13 protein-coding genes and 1 pseudogene are annotated in these 18390 nt (G+C 40.6%); 3 read left to right on the forward strand and 11 right to left on the reverse strand.

Features of this window, described 5'->3' with window-relative positions; translation table 11 throughout:
- Window positions 1-111 precede the first annotated feature (111 nt).
- The 3 genes from NPUN_RS30805 to NPUN_RS30815 form a co-directional block, all read right to left on the reverse strand.
- The gene (locus NPUN_RS30805; protein ID WP_012412309.1) at window positions 112-498 is read right to left on the reverse strand and encodes a type II toxin-antitoxin system VapC family toxin; all 387 of its coding nucleotides are present in this window, start codon (window positions 496-498) and stop codon (window positions 112-114) included.
- Window positions 498-776 (reverse strand): hypothetical protein, encoded by a 279-nt coding sequence (locus NPUN_RS30810; RefSeq protein WP_012412310.1) that lies wholly within the window; start codon window positions 774-776, stop codon window positions 498-500. The genes NPUN_RS30805 and NPUN_RS30810 overlap by 1 nt, the downstream gene beginning before the upstream one ends.
- A gap of 194 nt (window positions 777-970) precedes the next feature.
- On the reverse strand, window positions 971-3199 hold the full coding sequence (locus NPUN_RS30815; protein WP_012412311.1) for an amylo-alpha-1,6-glucosidase: 2229 nt from the start codon (window positions 3197-3199) through the stop codon (window positions 971-973).
- A gap of 131 nt (window positions 3200-3330) precedes the next feature.
- Between NPUN_RS30815 and NPUN_RS30820 the strand changes: the two genes are divergently transcribed.
- From NPUN_RS30820 to NPUN_RS30830, 3 genes are all read left to right on the forward strand, one after another.
- Window positions 3331-3942: a peroxiredoxin gene (locus NPUN_RS30820; protein ID WP_012412312.1), complete on the forward strand. Its 612-nt coding sequence runs from the start codon at window positions 3331-3333 to the stop codon at window positions 3940-3942.
- A gap of 154 nt (window positions 3943-4096) precedes the next feature.
- Window positions 4097-4633: a peroxiredoxin family protein gene (locus tag NPUN_RS30825; protein ID WP_012412313.1), complete on the forward strand. Its 537-nt coding sequence runs from the start codon at window positions 4097-4099 to the stop codon at window positions 4631-4633.
- A 57-nt stretch (window positions 4634-4690) separates the two neighbouring features.
- On the forward strand, window positions 4691-5356 hold the full coding sequence (locus NPUN_RS30830; RefSeq protein ID WP_041566513.1) for a glutathione S-transferase family protein: 666 nt from the start codon (window positions 4691-4693) through the stop codon (window positions 5354-5356).
- A 49-nt stretch (window positions 5357-5405) separates the two neighbouring features.
- On the opposite strand, the gene NPUN_RS30835 is transcribed toward NPUN_RS30830, so the two are convergent.
- The 8 genes and pseudogenes from NPUN_RS30835 to NPUN_RS30880 form a co-directional block, all read right to left on the reverse strand.
- On the reverse strand, window positions 5406-6419 hold the full coding sequence (locus NPUN_RS30835) for a DnaJ C-terminal domain-containing protein (RefSeq protein ID WP_012412315.1): 1014 nt from the start codon (window positions 6417-6419) through the stop codon (window positions 5406-5408).
- A gap of 118 nt (window positions 6420-6537) precedes the next feature.
- Entirely contained in the window at window positions 6538-7047 is a 510-nt protein-coding gene (locus tag NPUN_RS30840; protein WP_012412316.1) for an AAA family ATPase, read from the reverse strand.
- A gap of 76 nt (window positions 7048-7123) precedes the next feature.
- Window positions 7124-8413 (reverse strand): glucose-1-phosphate adenylyltransferase, encoded by a 1290-nt coding sequence (locus NPUN_RS30845; protein WP_012412317.1) that lies wholly within the window; start codon window positions 8411-8413, stop codon window positions 7124-7126.
- Window positions 8414-8812: 399 nt separating this feature from the next.
- Window positions 8813-10723 carry a phospholipase D-like domain-containing protein gene (locus tag NPUN_RS30855; RefSeq protein ID WP_234711010.1) on the reverse strand — a complete coding sequence of 637 codons (1911 nt, stop codon included), beginning with the start codon at window positions 10721-10723 and terminating at the stop codon, window positions 8813-8815.
- Between the two features lie 176 nt (window positions 10724-10899).
- A pseudogene (locus tag NPUN_RS30860) lies at window positions 10900-11970 on the reverse strand (ISKra4-like element ISNpu16 family transposase).
- A 358-nt stretch (window positions 11971-12328) separates the two neighbouring features.
- Window positions 12329-12562: a hypothetical protein gene (locus tag NPUN_RS30870; protein ID WP_041565735.1), complete on the reverse strand. Its 234-nt coding sequence runs from the start codon at window positions 12560-12562 to the stop codon at window positions 12329-12331.
- Window positions 12563-12849: 287 nt separating this feature from the next.
- Complete coding sequence (locus tag NPUN_RS30875) at window positions 12850-17325, reverse strand: translation initiation factor IF-2 N-terminal domain-containing protein (RefSeq protein ID WP_012412321.1); 4476 nt, start codon at window positions 17323-17325, stop codon at window positions 12850-12852.
- 144 nt (window positions 17326-17469) lie between these two features.
- Window positions 17470-18387, reverse strand: a complete 918-nt coding sequence (locus tag NPUN_RS30880) for a histone deacetylase family protein (protein WP_012412322.1) — start codon at window positions 18385-18387, stop codon at window positions 17470-17472.
- Window positions 18388-18390: the final 3 nt, after the last annotated feature.

Below are 18390 nucleotides of genomic sequence, written 5' to 3' on the forward strand. Positions count from 1 at the left end.
GTAGAGAAGTGCGGGCTACGCCTACGCACCAAAAAACAATCAGCAAATGAAGTAAACCTGTAGCAGTTATTCTAGAGAAAACTAGAGTTTTGAAATTTTGGTATATTTGAGCTACCCAAAATCATCAGAGAATAATGGCACATCATAAAATTTCAACTTTTGGTCTACTGTAATTATTGTTAAACCTTCTACCAAAGCTTGAGCAATTAACATCCTATCAAAAGGATCTTTATGGTGTAGAGGCAAATCAGCAACCTTTATTCCATGTGTCAATGTCATAGACAAAATCTCAAACCGACTGAAGCGCAAAGCCTCCTCCAAATTACCAGGAGAAATTAACTTTCCTAAAGACTGTTTAATTGAAATCTCCCAAGCACTAATTGCACTGACGAAAATTAAATTTTCAGGATTAGTAATTACTTCTCGTACCCGATCTGACAATTTAGAATCATTTTCTAAAAACCACAATAAAATATGAGTATCTAACAAAAAACTCACTACTCATCCCCATAAAATGCTGCAATTACTTCTTCTGGAGTCTCATCAAAATCATCAGCAATCTTAACTTTTCCCTGCCAAAAACCCGCAACTCTTGGCTTTAAGGCATCATTTAAATCAGCTTTACTAACTGTAGGCTCAGGTTGAGTCAAAGGCAAAACTTTTGCCAAAGGGACACCCTGATGAGTTAAGGTAACTTCAACATGATTTTGGATATCTGACAATAAATCAGCTAAATTCTCAGATAAGTCAGCAATATCAAAAGTTTTTGGTGACATTTTACTTATGCCCTACTGATTACCAGCATTATAACCAATAAAATTTACCCTCATTGAAGATGAAATTAAATAGTATTGGACGATGAATAATGATTAAAAAATATGAAAAGTGTAATCGTTAACACGGTAAATAATTGTTTAAAAACGGCTCAGTTCCCTGTTGCCACAACTCCAGCCAATCATAAAATTACGAATTATTTTTGTATGTGGCGAATTATTTCAGCAACTGACCAAGCTTGAGCGATCGCACCTCTGGGTGTATGAGGTGCATCGCCATCAAATATCTCAGAAATAGAGCCAAGACAAGCGCCAGATAAGAAATGATCTAGCAGAGGTTGCCAATCAAAAGGTAGCGATTGTTCTGGATAAAAACGTTGCCAAGCCCGAATATATGGTCCAATTAGCCAACCCCAAACAGTGCCTTGGTGATAGGCGCGATCGCGTTGCTCTTGATTACCCTCATATCTCCCTTTGTATTCGGGATCTCCTGGATCGAGACTGCGAAGACCATAAGGAGTCAGCAAGCTGATAGTTGCCAAATCTAGTATCTGACTCCCTTGTTGGGCAGAAAATCCACAGTGGTGCAGTGACAGCGCCAAAACCGCATTGGGACGAATTTGAAAATTTCGGCGATCGTCTGGCTCGATAGTATCGTACAAATAACCCAGCTGAGGATTCCAGAACTTTTGCAGCGAGGTTTTAACCTTTTCTGCTTGCAGAGCATAACGCTGTGCTTGCTTAGTGAGACGCACTGGATCGCCAAGTTCAAGCGAACTTAAGCGTTCTGCCCACCGACTTAGCCAACATAAAGCTGAATACCATAGCGCATTGATTTCCACCGGCTTACCGTGACGTGGAGTAACGGGATTTGCCCCAATTACCACATCCATCCATGTGAGAGCTACACCACGAGCATCCCAACTAATTAGCCCATCAATAGCATCAACCTGGATATTGTAGTGTGTACCACCAACAAAGGCTTTGTGGATTTGTTGGACTACAGAGAATTGCTCTGCCAAAAATTCCCAGTCTTGGGTAGCTTCTAAATAAAGTCCTAAAGTTTCAACCCACCACAGCGCCGCATCAATACTGTTATAAAGTGGTTCACCATCGGCATCAGGAAATACATTAGGCATCAAACCGTGGCGATAGTAATGCCTAAAAGTCCGTAATACTCCTTTTGCCAGATCAAAGCGTTGTGGAACTAGTGCCAATCCAGGTAAGGCGATTAATATGTCGCGCCCTCGCTCATTAAACCAGTGATAACCAGCAATCATTGTGGGGCCAGCAATTGAGGCTCGATAGACGATAAACTGATCGCTTGCTTTAAGTAGTTGTTGCCAGAGTAGAGATTGGGCATTTAAAAGAGGCACAGGGGCGGGATGCGGGGGGTAGAGGGGAAAACTCTTCTCCCTTGCTCCCTGCTCCCTGCTCTCCTCACTCCATCCAAAAATCTGGGAGAGCCGGTCTTGCTCTACCTCCACGGCTTCTGCAAAGGTTTCGGAAGTGAGAACATCTGCCATCAAGTTTGGAAAACCTACTCGTGCTTCTAGTGTTACCACATCTCCTGGTTGCAGTCTGACTATCAAGTAACCAGGACTGTAGAGGTCTTCTTTGTCACTTAATCCCCGTTTTGTCTCCTCAGACAATCCATAATTCCAATACCAAACTGCATCTGGTTGATATTTTCCTTTTGTCCAACGCAAGTGCCAAGGTATACCGAAATTACCCAATTTTTTTGCTTGCAGACAGATTTGCTGTTGCCCAAGCAATTCTGAGAACTGTAATCCTGAACTAGCAATTTGTGGGTGGTGAAAATCACGTTCTGCGATCAGCAGCCGCAGCCGTAAAATTGCTGTATCATTTCCGTCATAGCGATATTGGATCAAGATTCGATGGCAAAATTGGGCATTGGGGAGGCAGTGCGGTCTTCTCTGCGAGACGCTGCGCGATGGGGTCTCCCCAAGTGGAGCAACTGCCGTCATTGGGCATTGGGAAGCATTCTTCGCTATTTCCAGTTCCTCATTCCTAATCCCCAGTCTCCAGCGATGCACTGAGCTTGTCGAAGTGTCCCCAGCCTCCACTAACCCATAAGGCATCACCAATTGTCTGCTTAATTGCCAGTTATCTCGACCCCAAATCCATTTTGGAACTGGGTTAATATCAAAACAGCGCAACAGTTCGTAGCCTGTCAGTTCAATCTGACCGTTACCCCAAACATTTGTCCCCAGTGCTACAACGTTCCCCGATACTTCTAAGCTAGCGTCTAAGTGTGAAAACAGCAGAGTCCGTCCAGAAGGTGGGTTTGTAGCGGTAAACAGCCAACCGTGATAGGTGCGCGTGCGGACATCAGAAATCGTACCACTGGCAAAACTTCCTAAGCCATTGGTAAGTAACCATTCTCTTGTATCTAAATCAGGCATTGGCTACTCAAAATCGTTATGAGTATGATATAGTCGTAACAGATCGTAATTAAACTGTGAGAGCGTGGATGGGCGAGTTTTACTTGACCCGTATTTCAACGCTAATAAACCGATAAAGGAGAATTAGGTTAATGTCCCTTACTTACGGAACCGAAGGAAGCCTCCGCGTTGGCCAACAAGCTCCCGATTTCACAGCAACGGCTGTGGTAGATCAGGAATTTAAGACAATTAAACTTTCCGATTATCGCGGTAAGTATGTCGTCCTGTTTTTCTACCCACTAGACTTTACCTTTGTTTGTCCTACTGAAATCACAGCATTTAGCGATCGCTACGAAGAATTCAAGAAAATCAATACTGAAGTCCTTGGGGCTTCCGTTGACAGTGAATTCTCCCACCTCGCTTGGATTCAAACAGATCGTAAGTCTGGTGGTGTCGGCGACCTGAATTATCCTCTAGTCTCAGACATTAAGAAAGAGATTAGCGCCGCTTACAACGTTCTTGACCCAGCAGCCGGCATTGCCTTGCGTGGTCTGTTCCTCATCGATAAAGATGGTATCATACAGCACGCTACCATCAACAACCTAGCTTTTGGTCGCAGCGTTGACGAAACCCTGCGGACATTACAAGCAATTCAGTATGTTCAATCTCACCCCGATGAAGTTTGCCCAGCTGGTTGGCAACCTGGTGACAAGACAATGAATCCTGACCCAGTGAAGTCTAAAGTTTACTTCTCTGCTGTCTAAATTTCGTTAGCAAACTCTAATCTAAGTTGTTGGAGTTGAGAGCAAAATCAATGAAAACCACAGATAAACAGAGATACACATGAAACAGTGTCAACCTCTGTATCTATCTGTGGTTTTTTCATAAAATAGTATTTAAATAATTAGGGTTAAAAATATGTTGACTTCAACTGATTTTAGTGGCTTATTAAATGAGCGATTCTTCCGCAACTTTTTACCAGTTCCAGCTAGAAATCAGCTCAGGTTGGGAGTAGGAACACCTGATTTTCAACTGCCAGATATTACCAACGGAACTTTAGTAAAATTGTCTGATTATAAAGGCAAGCAACCAGTGTTACTCGCCTTTACCCGCATCTTTACTGAAAAACAATATTGCCCCTTTTGTTTTCCTCATATCAAAGCCTTGAATGAAAATTATGAGGAATTCAAAAATCGTGGTATAGAAGTTTTAATGATTACTAGTACTGATGAAGGGCAAAGCCAAATTGTTGTGAAAGATTTAGGCTTAAAAATGCCGTTATTGAGCGATCCTAGTTGTCGAGTTTTTCGTACCTATCAAGTAGGACAAGCACTAGGAGCGCCTTTACCAGCCCAGTTTGTATTAGATAAAGAAGGAAAACTCAGCTACTGGCATTTATTTTCTTTTCTGGATCGCAATGCTAGTATTGAGATTTTGTTAGAACAATTTAATTGAGTATAAGGTGTAAAATTGGCAATGCTTACCCTACTGATAAAACTGTGAGGTTTTATGGTGCTGACCCTTTATCATTCGCCTATTTCTCCTAACTCCCGCCGTGTTTGGATTACTCTTCTGGAAAAAGGGCTTGAATTTGAATTAGTAGATATAAAGCTGGATGGGGAACAGTTTCAACCAGAGTTTTTGGCAATTAACCCATTTCATCACATACCAGCTTTGGTGGATGACGACTTTAATGTAGTGGAATCTTTAGCAATCCTGGACTATTTAGAGGCAAAATATCCTACACCTGCGATGTTGCCTAAAGATGCTAAGGATTTAGCGATCGCACGGATGGTACAACTGGTAACTGTAAATGAGCTTTTGCCAGCAGCGACGACGTTTTTACCTCAGATATTAGGTTTGCCTGGAGCAGATCCAGAAAAAATCGAGAAGGCAAAGCATAAAATTGCCACAGTGCTGAAGTTTTTTGAAAATTTATTAGACGATCGCCCTTACTTTGCTAGTCACAACCTCACTCTCGCCGAAGTTGTGGCTGGAACTGTAGTAAATGTGCTGCCAAGTGTTGGCATTTTCTTAAGTGAATATCCAAAATTAAATGCTTGGCACGATCGCTTAATTGTACGTCCATCGTGGCAAGCTACCGAGTCTACACCAGAGGCAATGGAAGCGTTTAAGTCTGTCATTGTAGCGAGAAATACGCGGCAAACTCAGACCTAATCAATATAGAAACGGTAAAATTTACCGTTTCTACAATAATCCGAAATTTTCACAGCTTGACTTGCTGCAAATGACTGCGGGGATTATAAGTACGTATAGCCCGGATTTTTTCATAATATTCTCGTTCTTGTTGGCTGAGGTCTTTTGGTGGTGCGATCGCCACCTTCACCAACTGATCGCCACGTCCACCCTTGGCGAGGGGCCAACCTTTGCCACGCAAACGCAGCGATTGGCCAGAACGCACTCCGGCTGGTAGCTTTACATTAACTGAACCATCGGGAGTGGGTACATCAATAGACGCCCCTAGAGTAGCTTCATCTGGTGTAATTGCTACTTCGCACACCAAGTTATCGCCTTCCATTTGAAAGAACGAGTGCGGCTGAAGTTCAACTTTTAAGTATAAATCTCCTCGTTGTTGAGTCATCGGGTTGATTTGACCTTTACCCCGCACGCGCAGACGAGTACCAGGTTTAGCCCCAGATGGGATACGAACATCAATTGTCTCGTTACCCAAACTAAAGCGCTTTTGCACGCCATTAAATGCTTCAGCAAAAGTTAGGGTGATTATAGCTTCACTATCCTGGGAAGTACCCGCACCTGGATCTTGAAACCCATAATCGTTAAAGCCACCAAAACCACTTGGCGCACCTGTAGGAGGGCGGTAAGAGTAACTTTGTGAGTAACTTTGTCGCCCACCTCCACCGCGAGGGGCAGCACCGCCAAAGCGCCCTAGCAACTCATTAATGAACTCATCAAAATTACCATATTGACTGAAGTCAAAGCCACCCATATCGGCACCAACGCCGCCGCCGGGGAAACCTTCACCAGCTTGTTTCCAATATTGGCCGAATTGGTCATATTTTTTGCGTTTATCTACATCTGAAACAACCTCGTAGGCTTCGCTAACTTCTTTAAAGCGTGCCTCTGCCTGTTTGTTATTTGGGTTGACATCGGGGTGATATTTGCGGGCTAGTTTACGAAAGGCTTGTTTAATCTCATCCTGAGTGGCAGTCTTACTAACTCCCAAAATTGCGTAATAGTCTTTGAAGTCGGTTGCAGCCATCTACTAGCCTCCTATAGAAATTACTGTTATGTTTTTTTTTAAGAACACAGATATTTAATTGCTAGGTAGAGTGCCAAGCAAAAGAATCTGATTTTAAATTAACAAAGAATATAGAAAATCAAGTGTGGTTCTTGCTCAACGTGCGATCGCAATTTCCGTACTCCGATTTTTCTGATAAGCGGATCAGCCCGTCTAGTCCCTCTTCCAGGCTTGGGGGGGCATCCCGGAGTTGACGGTGCATTCGCAAAATAATTTCTTCAGGAACCTGGCGCGATCGCTTTTTATTCCATGCTAAACACAGCCAGACTGGTGTATCTACCCAAATTGCCGTAATTTGCCTAAAGCCCAGGTTACGTGCTACAGCAATGACTTCACGACGATGGCGGCGCTGGGCGTTAGTAGCATCGAAAATAGCTGTATTAGTTTTGGAAATAGCTTGCTGAAACTGCCGCTCAATTTCGTGCCAAATAAGCACCCACGGTCCCTGAAGGGCTTGGGAACCGAACAATTGCCCCCGGATGGCATCCGTAGAAATCAGCGACATCTGGGGGCATTCTACCAGTAATTTTTTTGCAAAAGTTGACTTACCGCTACCTGGAAGACCAATCAACAAAATGAGTTTAGTCATTTGTCCGTTGTCCTTTGTCATTTGTCCTTTGTTACTTGTAACTATTAACCAATGACTAATGACTAATGACTAATGACTAAATGATGGTTCCATCGGGAATTACAGCATTTTTCAACACGACAACGATGCCACTGCGGATATAGAAACCTTGGTTTTCGCGTTCAGCTTCTTGCACGTTATCTTTATTAACAATTTTGACATCGTGACCGATGCGCGCATTTTTATCGATGATAGCACCACGAATGATCGTGTCTGTACCGATACCTACGGGAATGTCATTTTCTATCAAGCTACATTGCCGTTCCACAGAAGCTTGGTAAAAATCTGCACCCATGAGCAAAGATTCTTCAATGACGCAACCAGATTCAATTCGCGATCGCACTCCTAAAACTGAATGTTGAATGCGGCAATTTTTCAAAATACAACCTTCGCCAATAATTGATTCTGTGATCTGGCAATCTAAAAGCTTAGTCGGAGGTAAGTAACGAGCGCGGGTATAAATTGGTGCGTGTTCATCATAGAAACTAAAGGGTGGCTGGGGCTGCTGAGTCAGGGCTAAATTGGCATGATAAAAAGCCTCAATTGTTCCAATATCTTCCCAGTAGTCATCAAAAAGGTAAGCTTGAACGTTGTAATCTTTAGAGGCATCAGGAATAATTTCTTTACCAAAATCCGTCCGTTCTACAGATTCTCTCAACAACTTGAACAAAACCTCTTTTTTAAAGACATAAATCCCCATCGAAGCGATGTAAGGTTGTTTTTGGGCTTGTTCTTTTGTTAATCCCAGTACACTTGTATCAACTTGCATTTGGGTTAATGCTTCACCTTTGGGTTTTTCGCTAAAGTCAATTATCCTACCGGAGTCATCGATTTTCATCAAACCAAAATCTGAGGCACGGCGCTCGTCTATGGGGATAACTGAGAGAGTAATATCAGCTCCTGTATCTCTATGACGCTGGATAAACTGGCGATAATCCATGCGGTAGAGGTGATCGCCTGAGAGAATTAGATATTCTTCTACATCCCATTCCTCCATTAACCACAGATACTGACGCACTGCATCTGCTGTACCTTGGAACCAGTTAGGGTTTTCTGGAGTTTGTTGTGCCGCTAGCACTTCCACAAACCCTTCGTTAAAGCCAGTAAAGTTATAGGTACGGGCGATGTGACGATTCAGAGAAGCTGAGTTGAATTGTGTCAGGACGTAGATTTTGAATATTTCGGAATTTATGCAGTTACTAACAGGGATATCGATTAAGCGGTACTTCCCCGCTACTGGTACTGCTGGTTTAGCGCGGAGTTTGGTTAATGGGTAAAGCCGAGTACCCGCGCCACCGCCAAGGATGATTGATAATACTTTTTTCACAAAATTTCTCCCGACTGCCTTTCAACTCTCATCTTCAGTTTAGGACTGTCTGCCACCACAGGTAAGGGGGATCATGTGATTCTTAGGGATGAATTTTATAGAATGCTGTTGGTGATGGATAGTGCGGCTGATAAGTAAAAAGACTAGAACATTTGTATTATTTTAGGTGGGTGAACAATATAGAAAGTTTTGGCTACACTTCCCTTATATGGAATTTGAGTATCGCTTTTGCATTTAAATCGATATATAGGAATCATATTTGATTTCTGAAAAAACTTTAGTACAACTTGAAAAGCGTTCTTGCCTGTTGCCTGCCATCGCGCTTGCGCTACACGCACTACGCCAATAAATATGGCTACGCCACGCTGTGCGAACAAAAATCAAAGCTGACTGCTATAGTTATCTATTTATTTTCTTTGATAAAGTATATTGCGAGATAAAATTATCAGGTGAATCACTGTTTTGGGCAATATTGAGACGTAGAAACTGCGCCCAGACTTCATCGCTAAGTAACTTTAAAGCAGTTTTAGGATTGTTAATTGCGATCGCACCGATAACTTTACGCCATCCTTCCTGCAATGACTCAAGAAAAGCCTCTTCAATAGAAACTTGACTCAGCAACGAAAGTGCGGTTTTAAAACTTTCTGAATCAGCTTGTATATTCTTCGACCTTAAACCTTGAAGTGTCACCTTTAACCACACAGGAAGAAGCTCTAGCCAATTGTTTTGCTGTATGTTTGTGAGTGCAATGTCTTCCATACCTAGCGCACCCCATACATATAAAGACTCCACAGCCAGTTTAGAATCGCGGTTGTTTAGAGCATTTTGCCATAATTTTTGAGCTTGATTTTGGAAGCGATTAGCGAGAAATTCATAAGCTTCCTGGACTTTATGCAAAATTGTGACTTTATAAACTGATTCACCTCGTGGTAGGTAATCACCATGATAAGATAGCCAGTTATGAGATCCACAAAGATGGATTTCTCGATCAACTATTACTTCTTTTATATGGGAGTCTCCTAGCCATAAAACCTGTACAGATGATAAACCATCAGGTGTTTTTATTGCTCGCAGTTTTTTCTCTACTTCGGGCGAAATTGGTTTCTCTTCATCTTCTTGTCGCCGCACAATTCCATGTCCAATTAAAATCCAAACTCCACGATTAGCTAATTTTTGTAACAAAGTTAGAAATTTTTCATCGACAACTGCCTGATTCACCCAAGGAGAATAAATAATAACCTGACTTTTAGCAGAATTCAAAACTTCTGAGAAAGCTTGGCTAATTTGTCCATCGCGTAACTGTACAACTTCACCTACGACTGGAGAATTATCTACTTTTTTCCCAGGTTTTATCGCAGGTTTTAGTGCTTTTTGGCGAATATTTTCAAGTCTAACTTCTATTTCAGTATTTTTATATTTGAGAATGGCTTCACGTTCAAAATTAATGGTTTCGGTTGATAACTTACATAATGCTTGCAAGGATATCTTCCCTTGAGCGTGTAGAGCTTCTAACCAATTTGATGCTGACTCTAAAATTTGTTTTCCATTTTTTATTTGGATGGTTAATTTATCTTCAATAGCATCGAAGATAACGAAAAGCGATATTTTTCTCCAAAATTTTTGAGTTGGATTTAATACCTTATAAGAAGTAACGATTTTTCCCTCTTCTGGGACATGAAGTGCTAAATCTGAAGCCTGAATACTTTTTTGGATTTCCTCAAGTTTTAAAGAAGAGATATCAGCAATTGCACGATCAATAGTTAAAAAGTCTGCCAAGTCTGGCAAATTGATCGCTGTCTCGCTTAGTGATTCAGCTTGAAAGGTTATTTTGTCACTTAAAGGGTCTGTAATAGCATTAAGCTGTACAGGATATGGGGGCTGTGGTACAGACCCTTTTTCATAAAATGAGCGACCTTCAGAAGTAACTGTAATTGGTGATGTTTCTGATAGAGTTTGTAATGAGCGAAGAGTTGCAGTAGTAGTTTTGATAAATACAGAATCCAGTCCAAGTACAGAGGCTAATTCATCCTCTGTTGGCGGAGGTTGAAATTCAATCGCAGCGCGGATAATAAATTCTTCGAGTACGTTAAACTGACGGGGCTCTTTGATATTTACTTCTATAGTAGTTTGACGCAAACTATAACGAAATTGACGCGCTGCTAAAACTGATAAACTAGGACTTTGCGCTTCTATTTCGTCTACAAAATTTTTGAGATTGTCATCAATAGGTTTAGCAGAAGAGGCGAGAAACATCAAGGGAATAAGATTGGATAATTGAATTTGTACAAATACTTGTAACCCATGAGGCAAAGTACCTTTATGCTTTCAATAAGCTTTGGCGGCGACTAGCCAACCAAGCAAATCCAGCACTAGTGACAAATATTAGCACACCATATAATTTTCCCAGGAATGGTCATTGTGGGACTATTCAGCAGCGTAGGGGTAGCAGCGATCGCGATGGGAGCATCCACTTTTGGCAGAAACACTCAAATAGCAAGTAAACCATTAAGATAAGCTTAAGCGTTCAGAGAGAATTTGGTTGACACTCTCAACATTCCACTGTGCACCAGAAATTTTAATCCTGGCTCCAATCTGTTTAATTGCCGACTCGACTGCACCAGAACCGATAGAACAGAGTTCTTCAGCCTGGTAATAGCTGTAGTTGACAATACGAGAACGATGTTTGTTGAGATAAGTAATGAAATTTTTCACCTGTTTACCTCGGCAATGAATAAACAAAGCCTGAGTATTATCTATTTGACCTTGCCACAAAAAACTTTCAGCAGCTTTAAGCCGTTTTAAAGAACCACCAATTTTATAGAGATTTTCTTTGAGGTGATACCAGTCTAAAATTTCCCAACGCTCAAAATTCTCACTTTTACCAAATTCTCTGACAAGATTCCACACACCATCATGACCATCTCCTAAGCAGACTAACGGGTTAACCAGAGGCTGAATATTGACATAATCAACTAATGATTGGTTGTCATCAAAAAACGCACCATAGTAAATCCCTTGTAGACGAACGGTTTTATAGTCTCGCCAGTGACAGCCTGCTTTCGGTTTACCTCTAAGTCGGACTTTTCCTCCATCTACATTGACTTCTGACACGACTTGTAATGCTACGGGCAGTTGAAAATCTTGTTCGAGAACTAGTTTTTGTTGCGTCGTGTGACCAACTTTCACTCCTGTTAATGCCTCAATTTCGATTTCTGCTTTTTGGTATGAAACATTTGCTGATAGTCGCAAACAGCACTTTTGAAGTAATGGACTTAAACGGCTTCTTGGCTTCAAACCCAGTTTCTGTAACTGTTTGGCTTTTAATTTTAATTCTCCTACCAGGCTTTTGACTTTCCTGGTTTTACCTACTTTTGTTTTGGTTGTTTGTTCGATAAAAAAAGGGCTATTTCTGGACCGACATATTCCAATATTTGGCTACGAACTGTTTTTTCTATACCTTCGAGGTCTATTAACTGACTCTTATCAGCTTCCGAGTACAGTAATGTTGCCAGTTCTTCTAAGCAGGCTTTGATACGTTCTTGTTTCTCTTGGCTCATAGTCAGCGATCGCACAGCGTTATTTCCTTCTACATTTTCTCAGAAATGGTAAATCTTCCAAAACTGGATGCTCCCGATCGCGATCGCCAGTGTCGCATTTTGAATTCCTACTTCTATTGTAATTGCCGTAATGCGTTTTTCTTCTAATTGGGTTAAAGTAGCGATCGCAAAACCTTAGAGGTTATTTATAAAGTAAAAATAAGATTATTGTACGGTGTGCTAGTCCCATATTTCTAGATGATTTGTCACAAAAAATTTTATCAAAGTGGTAACGCACCGCCATGTAATACGGTGCGTAATAGCGAAGCCGTAACCCGCCTTACTAAGATTTACTTTATAAATAGTCTCTAAGCAGGCTTTATGAAATAGGAGTGGTTATATCTTCCTCCAAAGATGCTGGCAATTCAGAAGAACTAGCGCCACTTTGTGGTGTTGAAAGCTCATCACTTACCATTCCATCCCATGAATAGTTGCAGATTTTAGTGTGAAGCAATTTACCAAACGTCAGGTTAATTGCTAGGGCAAAAGAATCGATAAAAATTAGATTTACAAAACGATCAATCATTAGACCCCCTTGAGCTAAATTAAGCATCAAGTGATATTTGATTTCTTACTACACATGCCATAATCTCTTTTCCAGAAATGTCTGGTATTTTAATAATTTTCAGTTGAAGGGGAAAGGGATAAAGCGATTGTGGATAAGGGAAACAGGAAAGAAAATATTATTTATCGCTTTAATTTTGAGAAGAAGTAACGCCAAATGAAAAACTTCGTTTTATCAGCATAACTGCTAAAGATGATACATCTGAAGGGATAAGCTATACCTATACAGGCTAATATGCCCAGTAGATATCCTTCTTGAGATTGTCATTAATAGGTTTAACTGAAAAGGCGAGAGACATCAACGAAACCTTCATGTGTACTGACAATATTTGAAACTTCTGAATACATACTTCCGACTTTACCTGATTGATGGGTAAACAATTTATGACAACCCACAATTATCAGCAGTTCTTGGGCGCGAGAAAATGCAACATTTACCCGTTCTGGCTTTTTAGCAAAACCCACATCTCCTTTGCTATTATTGCGAACCATACTTACAATTACAACAGGTCGCTCCATACCTTGAAATCTGTCTACAGTACCAGTACGAATCTCTAATGAAGGGAAAAGTTCAGATTGTAGGCGTTCATCAATTTTTCTTAATTGAGCGCCATAAAACGTAATTACGGCAATTTCTTTTTTTGGTTCAGCATTAGCAACTTTAGAAGCCCAAGTCGTCTCAAACTGTTGACATAGAAGTTCAATCGCATCAATTTCTGGAGTATTAAAGTAAGAAGTTCCGTTTCTTTGCTCTAAAAACTGATTTTCGATAGGCGTTTTTACCCAAATAAGATGCTGAGATTCTTGGATAATTTCGCCTGCTAAATGATGTGCGCGTTTTGTGTCCGGCTCCAAAATGCCAGATTCTAGTTTACCGTCATAAAACTGATTGATTGCACCCATAATAAATGGGTGCATTCGATATTGTGTAGTTAGCATTTGTTTGATGCTTTCATCAGCAGATTCAAACTGACTTTTAAATAGTGATTCTTCTAAAAATTGTAGTTCGTCTCGTGTATTGCCAATTGTCTGAGCAACTTCTTCTAAAGTGCTAGTGTCAAGCATGGGTGGTAATTGCCGATGATCGCCTACCATGACTAACTTTTTACCTTTTAAAGCAGGGATTAGTAACTCTGGTGGAGTACACTTACTAACCTCATCAATAATGACAACATCAAAGGATTTGAATTCTTCCGAAAAACCTCTACTTGCAGCTTGAACGCAGGTGATACCAACGACGTTAGCATTATCTAAATATATGCGCCTTAAATCGTCGCGATCGCGCTCATTTGGCTGTCTTAATTTTCCAATCCAATCTTGGACAAAATTCTGATATTTTTTGAGATAATTTTCTTCTTTTTCGAGTTCCTTCTGCCAAGATTCAAACTGAATATTGATACCGCGCAATAACTCTATATTAAACAAGTCAGCAGGATAATTTTCTGGCTTAAACTTATCCGGGGTTCTTTGCCATTCTGTCAACCACCAGTTTCTTTCTTCTATTAATCTATCTGATGGCTGTGGTTGTAACTTTTCTTCTATTTCACGTAAGCTAATTTGTAATTTTTGAAGTTGCTGTAGAGCAGTTTCAGTTTCTTCTTGTAGTTTTGATAAATGCTCGTGTAGAGAATTTTTAATTATCTCTAATACCGCAAAAGGTTCTAAGGATGAAATTAAATTTTCAAGCTGACTAATGGAAGTTACCCAAGAATTCACTTGATTTGAGAATTCTTGTGGATGCTCCCAAATATTTGATTGTGTCGCAAGATATTTCTCCGTTAAAGTGCGTAATTGAGTAGGTATATTTTGTTGATTAAGTTCTTGCAAGATATTAATAACTCTGCCAAGTTGTAAATTAGCGTCTTGTTGCGCTTTTTCTACCTCAGCTTGAGTAATAGATATTTGCTGTTGGCTAATTTCATTTTTCTGAAGTTCATTTAATTGTCTTTGTAAATACTGAAGCTGTTGTTCAGTTTCGGTTTTGACTTTTAAAACGCATTGACGTGCATTTACAAGAATAGTATCTAACAATTCTTGGGTAAGTTTGGTGAGAGTAGAATCGATATTATTCCATTCCCATGATGCGCCATAAGTCCGTTGCATTCTAATTAAAAAAACTTGGGTATTTTCGACCAGTAATTTTCGCTGTTTGGGATTGAGTAGCTGATAATTGCTAAACTGTTGATAGGTTTCTTGCCATTGGGTGCGATCGCCCTTTGATAGCACCATTGGAATCTGACTAAAATTTTCTTGCAAGAAATAGCTGAAATTATGCTGTTTTCCCCGTCTATCAGTAAAACCTCCGTCTATTTCATAAGCGATCGCTTTTGTCAATAGCTCCCATTCTGGCAAATTAATTTTGTAAATTTTTGGTACTATTGCTAATTTTAATGTATTAGCAAACATCAATAAACCTAGTGGTAAGTCCACTAAATTTTCTGTTAGTGGTAAACCTGATTGCTGACAATCTTTTAAAGTTTGATAAAGATGAGAAGGTGCTGTAGACTTCCATTCTTTTACTGCTGAGATAATATAATCAATTTCACGTTGCCGATTTTCCCAAATCTGGATTGTTTGCTGTAGTTTTTGCAGTTTAGCAAGATATTTCTGATAATCTGGTTGTACTTGATTTAATAATGCAAAATTCTGTTTGACAACCTCAACTGATGCTGCAACTTCTAAGATGGCTTGACTAGCCTCTTGAGCAGAAGTAAAAGCAGATTTAAATCCAGAAATTTCTGTTGCTACAGTTTCACGCAACCAAACCGCTAAACCAAAAGCGCCAAGTGCCGGACGCGCCAAGCCAAGTTCATCAGTATATTTGATGGTTTGACGAACATTTGCTAAAAATTCTTCTACTAAACTATTACCTTCTGTGTATGGTTTCAGAAGTGGCAAAAAATCTGTAACTTCTGGAGATTCCCAATTTATAGGTGCAGTGTTTAGTATATTTTCTAGACCTGCAATTAGAGATTCAACATTGTTTTGTTTTTCTACGGTTTCATTGTAAGATTTTTCTTGATTTTTAAAGTTTGTCTCTACTTTTAACTTATTTTTATTAAATTTTGTTTGCTGCTGGCTAAATTCTTCCTCTGCTTGTAAGTAGGGTGTAAATCTTTGTGATGATGCCAGTAATTGACTGAAAATTTTGATATTTTCGAGACGTTGTGTAATATTATTTTCGCAGTCATAAGCTGTATTTTCTAGCCATCTGCCAATCACTTGGTCTTCTAAAAATGGCTGTCCTTCTTCCCCAACTTTTTCGGCTCGACCCTTGCGTACTGCCCGAATTACTGAGTTGTGAACTAATCTACTCAGGGCGTTATCTACTGCTAAATTGGCTTGTGAAGCGATTAAGGTACGCCCACCTCGAAGGGCAATTTGATAGCAAATTTCAGCAATTACAGTAGTTTTCCCAGTACCTGGTGGCCCTTGGATGAGAACAAGATCCTTGGCGGCAAGTACCTTTTCTACTGCAGCTTTTTGTCCAGGATTAGCGGAAGATAATAATAAATCTTGTGGTTGAAGTTCAACAGTTGTTTTGATTTGTCTAGCCTGAGAAGCATCGAATAAAAAGTTACCTAAATAAGGATTCTGGGTGTAACCATTATTCAAATCATCTAACGCTTTCTTCTTACGCTGAATCTGCTGAATATCTCCAACTGCCTCGAAACATAAGAATCCGGTAGCTGGTAATTTATAGCGCTCTGTTGCCATGAATTCAGCTAAGTCGCGTTCTAGCCGGAGGCTGATAATACAACGGTTGGTATCAACTTCTTCAACAGTTCCTAATTGACGACCGCTAATCCAATTTTTCCCGACAGGAGCAGTTTCAAAAAGTTTTAAATCTTCGTTTTTTGTGCGTCTTGCTCGTTCCCAAAAATTATCTACTTCGAGGGAATTTTGATAAAAACCGTCAAGGGTGGCTGAGTTTACATCAATTTCAAAACTAATCCGCCTTTTGAAGTTATAGTTATGGCTTACGTAACGCACACAAAATTGACGTGCTTTAGCAATTTTTTCCTCAATTTGCAAAAACGCTTTCCAAGCTTTCAGCTGATCTTCTGTAGGTACATTTTCGCCACAAACTGGCGCGGTGGCGATGCGCTTCAATGTCGCTGGCGGAATATCGAGATGATGCTGATGATTAGCCAGTAAACGCAAGCGACAAGGCATAGCGTAGCTGTCGGCGTGTCCGCGTGAGGGTTGTAGCAACTGAGCCGACAGTACTTTTATACCGTCGCGTCCATCTTTTTGTACAGCTGCTCTAAATCCTAATGTTTTTCTGAGCTTCTCAAGTCTTGCAGGCAATGGAAAATCATCGGAGTCTGTCGCTATTGTCAAATCCCAAATTTCCTCTCTTGCTTCTTTCCCTGCACCCTTGCGACGCACATAAAATAAAGAAGGCTTTTTGCCGACACATTCATACATTAACTCATTGGCGCGATCGCGCCGCTCCCTAAAATCGGAATATGATTTCAAGGCAGCCTCACCTTCAAGATGGCGGATAAAACTATCAATTGCTGAAGCTATAAACGTATAGCCCCAATCTTCAGAGGTTGTTTTAGTTTTTGACGATTTTGCTGTTAGTTTACTTATCGCTAAACGAATACGTTCTGCATCGGATTCTGGTATTGCACTGGTATGGCTTTTGACTGCAATCTTGAGCTTTTCACAAATTGCTAATAGCTTCTTGCTATCTAAATTTAATTCTTTTGCTAGTTCGTAGATTCTGAGTTTACCGTTGTTCATCCAGTTAACAATTGAGGGTTTAGATTTAAACGCAGAGGGGCGCAAAGGTAAGCGCAGAGGGGCGCAAAGTATTATTTTAGTGCGATTTGCTACGAATTAGATTTGGCAACACTCTACGTTCTTCTGCGTTTAAAAACTTTATGACTATAGTTTGTACTGTTGGTAAACTTCACTGGCGGCGCGATGCAGTAGGGAATGCCGCCAAACTAAAGATTTCATATCATCAGCATAACCGCCGCCGATGACGCAGGCCACAGGATAACCGCTACTCATACAAGTACTTAAAACCTGCATTTCACGGCGAAAAATGCCCGCATCGGTTAAGGCTAATTTGCCCAAGCGATCGCCTATATGAGGGTCAACACCAGCATCATAAAATACTAAGTCTGGCTTGACTTTAGACAACAAATCTGATAAATAATTCGCCAAGGTTTGTAAATAAGCGTCATCTTCCATTCCCACCGGCAAAGGAACATCCAAATCACTGTTTTGTTTTGTACCGGGAAAATTGACTTCGCAGTGCATGGAGAAAGTAAAAACGCTATCGTCGTCTTGGAAGATAAAAGCGGTACCGTCTCCTTGATGAACATCCAAATCGACAATCAGGATTTTTTGGACGAGTCCGAATTTTTGTAAAACGCGACAAGCGATCGCTAAATCGTTGAAAATACAAAAACCAGACCCATAACTGGGAAAGGCGTGATGAGTTCCACCAGCCGTATTACAAGCTAAACCATGACTTAATGCCAGTTTTGCAGTGAGTATCGTACCACCTACCGCTACACAGGTACGATTCGCTAATGCTGGACTCCAAGGCAAACCAATACGTCGCTGTAATTTGGGGTCTAGGGTTCCTTCGCAATAAGCTTGAACATAGCTTGGAGTATGGACTAACTCTATCAATTCTGGCGGCGGACGTTCGGGGGTATGAAATTGTTCTTGATTAGCCACACCATCAGCTAACAGCAATTCGTAGAGTTGTCGGAACTTAGACATTGGGAAGCGATGTCCTTCAGGCAGGGGAGCAATGTAATCTGGGTGGTAAATAATTGGCAAGTCCATAAT

It is taken from the genome of Nostoc punctiforme PCC 73102 (assembly GCF_000020025.1).
Taxonomy (GTDB): domain Bacteria; phylum Cyanobacteriota; class Cyanobacteriia; order Cyanobacteriales; family Nostocaceae; genus Nostoc; species Nostoc punctiforme.

What these genes read in the sequence shown, in the direction of transcription:
- NPUN_RS30870 (WP_041565735.1), bottom strand. Translation starts at nt 12,562, where the DNA reads ATGCTTAATTTAGCTCAAGGGGGTCTAATGATTGATCGTTTTGTAAAT.
- NPUN_RS30840 (WP_012412316.1), bottom strand. Translation starts at nt 7,047, where the DNA reads ATGACTAAACTCATTTTGTTGATTGGTCTTCCAGGTAGCGGTAAGTCA.
- NPUN_RS30875 (WP_012412321.1), bottom strand. Translation starts at nt 17,325, where the DNA reads ATGAACAACGGTAAACTCAGAATCTACGAACTAGCAAAAGAATTAAAT.
- NPUN_RS30820 (WP_012412312.1), top strand. Translation starts at nt 3,331, where the DNA reads ATGTCCCTTACTTACGGAACCGAAGGAAGCCTCCGCGTTGGCCAACAA.
- NPUN_RS30815 (WP_012412311.1), bottom strand. Translation starts at nt 3,199, where the DNA reads ATGCCTGATTTAGATACAAGAGAATGGTTACTTACCAATGGCTTAGGA.
- NPUN_RS30810 (WP_012412310.1), bottom strand. Translation starts at nt 776, where the DNA reads ATGTCACCAAAAACTTTTGATATTGCTGACTTATCTGAGAATTTAGCT.
- NPUN_RS30825 (WP_012412313.1), top strand. Translation starts at nt 4,097, where the DNA reads ATGTTGACTTCAACTGATTTTAGTGGCTTATTAAATGAGCGATTCTTC.
- NPUN_RS30880 (WP_012412322.1), bottom strand. Translation starts at nt 18,387, where the DNA reads ATGGACTTGCCAATTATTTACCACCCAGATTACATTGCTCCCCTGCCT.
- NPUN_RS30835 (WP_012412315.1), bottom strand. Translation starts at nt 6,419, where the DNA reads ATGGCTGCAACCGACTTCAAAGACTATTACGCAATTTTGGGAGTTAGT.